This window comes from Caldimonas taiwanensis NBRC 104434 (assembly GCF_001592165.1).
Lineage (GTDB): Bacteria > Pseudomonadota > Gammaproteobacteria > Burkholderiales > Burkholderiaceae_C > Caldimonas > Caldimonas manganoxidans.
In genome coordinates, this window is sequence record NZ_BCWK01000098.1 from 1 (window position 1) to 516 (window position 516).

Here is a 516-nt window from a genome sequence, read left to right on the forward strand (position 1 = left end):
GTGCTGGGGCTCGTCGAGGGTGAGCAGGTGCACGTCGATGCGCGGCGGACTCATATCCCCCCAGCCGCTAAGCGGCAGCCCCCGAGGGGGCGCGCCATGATCTTGGGACGGCCCGGCGATCATGGCGACACCCCGCCCCAGTGCTGCCCCCAGCGCAAGCCGTAGCCGGCGCGCTCGACGGTGCGCACCTGCGCCTGCCAGCTCGCCAGCCCGTCGCGTTCGGCCTCGATCTCGACGGTGACGCGATCGCCCGCGACGCCAGCATCCAGGGCGGCACTGGCCAGGTCCCAGGTCCAGGCGTGGCCGGTGAGGCCGGTCTCACTGCGCACCAGGGTGCCGTTGCGGTCACGCAGGCGTACGCCGTAGGTCGTGCCCGGCTCGGGGCCGATGTCGCCCTCGTCCTGGCGCACGAGATAGGCGGTCTGGAGGGTGCGGTCGCGGTGCGCCCAGGTCAGGATCAGGTCGCCGGCGACCACGGCGGGCTCGCGCTGGCCGTTGATCCGGATGCGCCCCGGC

Annotated in this window: 1 pseudogene; it reads right to left on the reverse strand. The window is 73.8% G+C overall.

The features are described 5' to 3' along the window. Positions 1 to 119: 119 nt before the first annotated feature. Positions 120 to 516, reverse strand: a pseudogene (locus CTA01S_RS16335) (phage tail protein); the annotation flags it as partial.